A 6,000-nucleotide genomic window follows, 5' to 3' on the forward strand; every position below is an offset into this window, starting at 1 on the left:
GGGATGACGAGCGGGCTGCGTCAGCCCAGCAGGGCTTTCATCAGACTCGAGATGCGGGCCGCCAGCTCATTGAAGCAGGGGCGGCGCACCGAGTAGTGACGATAGAGCAGGGAGATGGTGCGCCCCGGCACGGGGTTGATTACCGGGCGATAGCTGACACCCCCCTCCTCCGGGTTGGCGGGCACGGCGAGCCTGGGCACCAGCGTCATGCCGCTGCCAGCGGCGACCATGTTGCGCAAGGTCTCCAGACTGGTGCCCTTGAAGCGCTGATCCTCACCGATGCCTGCGGCAAAACAGAAACCCATCGCCTGATCCCGCAGGCAGTGACCGTCGGCCAGCATCAGCAATTTCTTGCCCTTGAGATTGTGCAGGGGCACCGCCTTGGCGCTCGCCTCCGGGTGATGCTGAGGCACGGCCAGCCACATGGGCTCCTGATAGAGGGGGATGGCGCCAAACCCCTCCATCCCTTCCAGCTCCGCCAGCACGAGGCAATCCAGCTCCCCCTCCTCCAGCCGCTTGAGCAGCACCTGGGTCTGATCTTCGTAGAGGTAGAACTCCAGCTTGGGGAAGTGTTCACGCAGATCCTGGATGATGTGGGGCAGCAGGTAGGGGCCCACGGTGGGAATGAAACCGATGTGGATCTCGCCGGACATGGGCTCGGCGAAGTGCTGGCCTATGCTCTTGAGCTCTCGCGCCTCTTTGAGCACCTTGCGCGCCTGACGGGCCATGGCATCGCCGGCGGGCGTGAACAGCACCTTGCGGGAGGTGCGCTCGATGAGGATCACTCCCAGTTCATCTTCCAGCTTGCGCAGCTGACCACTCAGGGTCGGCTGGCTGACAAAGCAGCGCTCCGCTGCCTTGCGAAAGTGTTTCTCCTCTTCCAGCGCTACCAGATATTCGAGATCGCGAAGGTTCATAGGTACTGCATCCTGCCGTTCAATGAGGCCGATAGCATGCACAAGAACGGTGCGGGGGACAAGGGAGGCGCGCAGACGGGTCTGCCCTCTCCCTCTCCTTTGACAAGCCGCAGGCGATGGGCGAGAGACTCACCCCATCAGGGAGGTGATGTGATCCGCGAACGCCGCTGGCTCTCCCAGATAGGAGGAGACAGGCAGCACAACGACGCGCTCCCCTTGCATCAATCCCAGGGTCGGGAACCCCTGCCCGCCGAGCCGGCGCAGCCACGCCTGGCTTGTGGCCAGATGGCCCACAAGATCGACCCGACCAAAGGCCAGGGCGAATGCTTCCGGTGTCAGCCCCTGCTCCCGCGCGAGCGCCGCCAGCCGTGTCGGGGAACCGACCCATTCCCCATCCCGGTAGTGGGTTTCCTGGATGCGGTGCAACAAGGCAAGGCCGTCGCCGCCAAGCTCGCTCACCGCCAGAACGGCGCGTATGGGCGGCTCGGAGTCGAGGAGCAGTGACTCGTTGAGCAGAAGCTCGTTGAAGTAGCGCTCACCAAAGCGCTGTCCGGTGAGGGCATGGATGCGCTCGTCATGGGGGCGCACATAGTCCCGCAGGGGCTGTCCCATGGCCTGGCGCCTGGCGCCCATCCAGAGGCCCCCCCCATGCAGTTCGATGCGAAGGCCCGGGATCTCGGCAGCGGCTTTCAGCAGGGGGGCGGCGCCATAGCACCAGCCACAGAGGGGGTCATAGACATAATGGAGGGTTGTTTGCGCTTCGTTCATCATCATTCTCGCTTCAATGCTGGATAAAAAACCGGGCCCTCGGGCCCGGAAAAAAACACAGGGATGTAGGCGTCAGGGAGTTACCACTTCATCTCGCCGGTATTGACCTTGGCACCGATGGCCAGGCCATCATCGACCGGCAGGGAGGGGTAAGCCTTCTTCAGCGCTTCAATCAGCTGGCCGGAGTGCTTGGTCTTGGCCAGCTCTTGCTCAAAGCGCTGCACGTAGTCACGGGTGAAGGTCACGGCTTCGGTACCCTTGGGCGCAGTCCCCAGGAAGTGACCCGGCACCACGCGCTCAGGTTTCAGCGCCAGCAGATTGTTCAGCGCCTTGACCCAGTGGCTGCGAGCGGCCTTGGACTGGCTGTCCGCCATCCAGACGTGCACGCCGCTGTAGACCGGCACACCACCAAAGGCCGTCTTGATGGAAGGGGCCCAGAGGTAGGCATTCGGGGTGTTCATCTCTTTGATTTCAATCTTCTCGCCATCCAGCGTCAGGTGGCTGGCCGTCATCACTTGCGGCACGGTAAGGCTCTTGGGTGCATCCTTGCCCAGGATCGGGCCCCAGTAGCTCAGCTTGGCATCCTTGGTCTGCTTGATATGGTCGACCACATGCTGGTCGGCCAGCACCTTGACATCCGGGAACGCCGCCATGACGGGTTCCAGACCGAAGTAGAAGTCGGGGTCACCGGCACTGATATAGACAGTGGTCAGCTTCTTGCCGCTCTTCTTGATCATGTCCACCAGCGCCTGACCATGTTGCACATCGAACTGGGCATCGATCAGGATGGCCTCTTTGTCACCGGTTACCAGTGAGGAGGAGACGGGGAAGATGGCCTTCTCGCCGGGGTTGTAGACGGTCACGGTCAGGGGGGCCGCCAGGGCGGAACCCGTCATCAGGAGGCTGGTCAGGGTCAGGGTACGCAGTGTGTTGTTCATCAGATAACGCTCATCGGTGTGGATTAATGGAATGAGCGCAGTTTATTGCATCACCATCGATACAAATACCGCATAATGGGCGCATCACTGTTGCACAAATCGAGCATATAGGGGCACAAGATGGATAGGCTGACCGCATTGCGGGTCTTTGTCTGCGTAGTGGAACAGGGCAGCCTGAGCGGCGCCGGGGAGAAACTGGAGATGTCCCGCGCCATGGTGTCGCGCTACCTGGCCGAGCTGGAACGCTGGATGGGGGCCAGATTGCTGCACCGCACCACCCGCCGGCTGAGCCTGACCGGGCCGGGAGAAGAGGCGCTGAACCGGGCCAGAGCCATGCTGGCCCTGGGGGAAGAGATGGAACACCTGGCCATCCGCCATGACGAGGCCCCCAAGGGGCAACTGCGCATCACCTGCAGCTACTCTCTCTCCGAAGCCCTGCTGGTCGGGGCGGCGAACGACTACCTGGCCCGTTACCCCGGCACGGCGATCGACATCCTGCTGCTGGACCGGACGGTCAATCTGGTGGAGGAGCGAATCGATCTCGCCCTGCGCATCACCAACGACCTCGATCCCAACCTGGTGGCCCGCAGGCTCGGCACCTGCCACTCGGTGGTGTGCGCCAGCCCCGCCTACCTGGCCCGCCATGCCCTGCCGCAGCAGGTGCAGGATCTGGCACTGCACAACTGCCTCACCTACACCTATTTCGGCAAGAGCCTGTGGGAGTTTCTGGGGCCCGATGGTCCCGAATCCGTCCCGGTGAGCGGCAACCTCAGCGCCAACATCTCCAACCTGCTGCTGGCCGCCACCCTGGACGGGGCGGGGATCAGCCTGCAACCCGCCTACTCGGTTCACCCCCATCTGGCAAGCGGCGCACTGGTCCCCCTGCTCACCCCGTGGCAGCCCAAGCGCCTCGGCGTCTATGCCGTTTATGGCACCCGCAAACAGATGTCCCCCCTGCTGCGCAGCTTCCTCGACTTTCTCGTGGAGCGGATGGCGGACGATCCCCTGTGGCAGGAAGCCCCTCCCTCTCTCTGATCCCTGCGAGCCGCACAAAAAAGGGGCCTCGCGGCCCCTCTTTGCTCCATCCTGTGCCGGTCAGGCTTCGAAACCGAATGCCTTGACCGGGGTCTCTCCCTCCTCGGCCTCCTGATCCTCCAGATAGATGTCGTGATAGGCGGCATAGATGGAGTAGTTGATGGCAGGCAGCACCACCAGCAGGCCCACCAGCATCAGGAGTGCGCCAAAGAAGATCAGCACGGCCCCGAGCAGCCCCCACCAGAGGAAGGGCCACATGTTGCGCAGACATCCCTTGAAGCTGAGCATGGCTGCCTGCCAGACCCCGACCTGATGGAAGAGGATAAGGGCGGGGGCGAAGGTGATGGCCATCAGCACGGGAACGAACAGTGCCAATCCCACCAGGGCGCAGACGAGGAAGCCCTGTGCCTGCTCCGGGGTCAGCGCCAGGGAGCCCGGATCAGCGGACAACAGGCCGGTGAGTCCCCACTGGTGCAGCAGGAACACACAGATCATCAGGATCCCCATGATGAGGCCGAGCACCATCAGGCCCCCCAGCATCAAGGGGGTCAACCGATGGCGGAAACCGGCAAAGAAGTCGCCAAATTGCAGCGCCTCGCCATGGTGACCCCGCCGCGCCACCGCCACCCAGCCAGCCCCCCACACCATGTAGAGCAACTGGGAGATCAAGCCCCCCGCCGGCAGCTGATCCAGCACGATGCCCACCACAAACCAGAGCACTATCATGGCCACGCTGGCACCCATCCCCTTGTTGAAGATGTCGAATCCGGTGCGGATCCAGATCCAGCCCTGTCCTATGCCATGGCGTTTGGGTTCGCGGCGCAGGGCCCTGTCACTGTTCATCATTGACCTCGTCGAAAAATAGGGGCGAAGCGGCGTCTCCCCAGGGCACGCTCACCGTGACCATGATGGGGCCGGTGCGTACTACCTGGCCCGGCAACCGGGTCGGGGAGAGCCTCATCTTGCAGTCGGTGACCTGGGTCGCCGCCGAGTAGGGTACCGCGATGGCGGTATCGAATGGAATAGGGGTCAGGGCCCCTGTCCGGCCATGCCCACCCCGACCTCGACCAGGCTGGTGGTGATGAAGCGGTTGTCGCTCGCGAGCGCCCCCAAGATGCGGTAGCGCAGCGGCCCCTGCTCAGGCTGGCAAGGTCGAAGGGAAGGCGGGCACCCGCAACCAGAGCATTCACCTCGCTGCAATGGCGTGTCCGTTGCGTCCTTCTGGGCCGCAGCCGATGAGTTTATCGGCCACGGTTGACGGACAGCACCGCCAGAATGTGGCATCATCTCCCCCCTCTTGCTTTCCCCCTGATCCGATGGAGCCATCATGCGCCGCCTCTTCTTTCTTCTCCTGCTGCTCGGCAGCCCTGCGCTTCACGCCGAACCGGGGTTTATCAGCCGCCTGCTCAACCACCCGGTGCCGGGGGGCGTGGCCGTGGTACCACTGGGAAGCGGGGCCAAGGCGCCCGCAGTGCGCTATCAGGACAAGCCTGTGCTGGTGGTACAGGAAGACGGGAAGACGTGGATCGCCATCGTCGGCATCCCGCTCAAGAGCGCGCCCGGCCCCCATCAGGTGACCACCAGCGATGGCCGCACCTTGAGTTTCAAGGTCGGCACCAAGCACTACCGTGAGCAGCACATCAAGCTCAAGAACAGCCGCCAGGTCAATCCGCTGGCCGAAGACATGACCCGCATCAACCGGGAGCTTGCCGAACAGACCCGCGCCTACCAGACCTTCAGCCCGGCTCAGCCGAGCAACCTGCTGTTTGACAAGCCGGTCCAGGGCCCGCTCTCCAGCCCCTTCGGGCTGCGCCGCTTCTTCAACGGCGAGGAGCGCAACCCCCACTCCGGCCTCGACTTCGCGGTCGGAGCCGGCACTCCCATCAAGGCACCAGCCGCTGGCAAGGTCATCCTCATCGGCAACTACTTCTTCAACGGCAATACGGTGTTCGTCGACCACGGCCAGGGCCTCATCAGCATGTTCTGTCACATGTCGAAGGTGGACGTGAAGCTGGGCCAGAGCCTGCCCCGCGGCGGCATCGTCGGCCGGGTCGGCGCCACCGGCCGCGCCACCGGTCCCCACATGCACTGGAACGTCAGCCTCAACGACGCCCGCGTCGACCCCGCCATCTTTATCGGCGCCTTCAAGCCCTGAGGCCGGCGACCTGCCGCCCACAGGCAGGGGCACTCAAAATGAAAAAGGCAGCCAAGGCTGTAATGCCGATCAGTTAAGGATCCATTGACCGATCCTCAGGCTGTGTAAGAATCCGAAACTCCTTGTTGGGTTTCGGATTTTTTTATGCGTATCGACCAAGCTCTCGACTTCATTCACGCCTGTCCTC

At 63.3% G+C, this 6,000-nt stretch carries 6 protein-coding genes; 2 read left to right on the top strand and 4 right to left on the bottom strand.

The genetic code is table 11. From position 1 onward, the window contains the following. Positions 1–20: 20 nt before the first annotated feature. From oxyR to HKD46_RS14575, 3 genes are all read right to left on the bottom strand, one after another. Positions 21–917 (bottom strand): DNA-binding transcriptional regulator OxyR, encoded by an 897-nt coding sequence (gene oxyR, locus HKD46_RS14565; protein ID WP_010673817.1) that lies wholly within the window; start codon positions 915–917, stop codon positions 21–23. 129 nt (positions 918–1,046) lie between these two features. Beyond that, positions 1,047–1,691, bottom strand: coding sequence for a DsbA family protein (locus tag HKD46_RS14570; RefSeq protein WP_010673816.1), 645 nt, complete (start codon positions 1,689–1,691; stop codon positions 1,047–1,049). Positions 1,692–1,765: 74 nt separating this feature from the next. After that, the gene (locus HKD46_RS14575; RefSeq protein WP_010673815.1) at positions 1,766–2,623 is read right to left on the bottom strand and encodes a Vmh family MBL fold metallo-hydrolase; all 858 of its coding nucleotides are present in this window, start codon (positions 2,621–2,623) and stop codon (positions 1,766–1,768) included. Between the two features lie 120 nt (positions 2,624–2,743). Between HKD46_RS14575 and HKD46_RS14580 the strand changes: the two genes are divergently transcribed. Next, complete coding sequence (locus HKD46_RS14580; RefSeq protein WP_041212561.1) at positions 2,744–3,658, top strand: LysR family transcriptional regulator; 915 nt, start codon at positions 2,744–2,746, stop codon at positions 3,656–3,658. Positions 3,659–3,718: 60 nt separating this feature from the next. Here HKD46_RS14580 and HKD46_RS14585 read toward each other — a convergent pair whose 3' ends face one another. Next, the gene (locus HKD46_RS14585; protein ID WP_042880272.1) at positions 3,719–4,501 is read right to left on the bottom strand and encodes a BPSS1780 family membrane protein; all 783 of its coding nucleotides are present in this window, start codon (positions 4,499–4,501) and stop codon (positions 3,719–3,721) included. Positions 4,502–4,985: 484 nt separating this feature from the next. Between HKD46_RS14585 and HKD46_RS14595 the strand changes: the two genes are divergently transcribed. Then, the gene (locus HKD46_RS14595) at positions 4,986–5,813 is read left to right on the top strand and encodes a M23 family metallopeptidase (protein WP_010673811.1); all 828 of its coding nucleotides are present in this window, start codon (positions 4,986–4,988) and stop codon (positions 5,811–5,813) included. Positions 5,814–6,000 lie beyond the last annotated feature (187 nt).

The sequence above is a fragment of the Aeromonas sp. TW 6 genome (assembly GCF_013168745.1).
GTDB classification, from domain to species: Bacteria; Pseudomonadota; Gammaproteobacteria; order Enterobacterales; family Aeromonadaceae; genus Aeromonas; species Aeromonas caviae.

Excerpts from the sequence above, each read along its gene's own strand:
- oxyR (WP_010673817.1), bottom strand. The coding sequence starts at position 917 with ATGAACCTTCGCGATCTCGAATATCTGGTAGCGCTGGAAGAGGAGAAA.
- HKD46_RS14570 (WP_010673816.1), bottom strand. The coding sequence starts at position 1,691 with ATGATGATGAACGAAGCGCAAACAACCCTCCATTATGTCTATGACCCC.
- HKD46_RS14575 (WP_010673815.1), bottom strand. The coding sequence starts at position 2,623 with ATGAACAACACACTGCGTACCCTGACCCTGACCAGCCTCCTGATGACG.
- HKD46_RS14580 (WP_041212561.1), top strand. The coding sequence starts at position 2,744 with ATGGATAGGCTGACCGCATTGCGGGTCTTTGTCTGCGTAGTGGAACAG.
- HKD46_RS14585 (WP_042880272.1), bottom strand. The coding sequence starts at position 4,501 with ATGAACAGTGACAGGGCCCTGCGCCGCGAACCCAAACGCCATGGCATA.
- HKD46_RS14595 (WP_010673811.1), top strand. The coding sequence starts at position 4,986 with ATGCGCCGCCTCTTCTTTCTTCTCCTGCTGCTCGGCAGCCCTGCGCTT.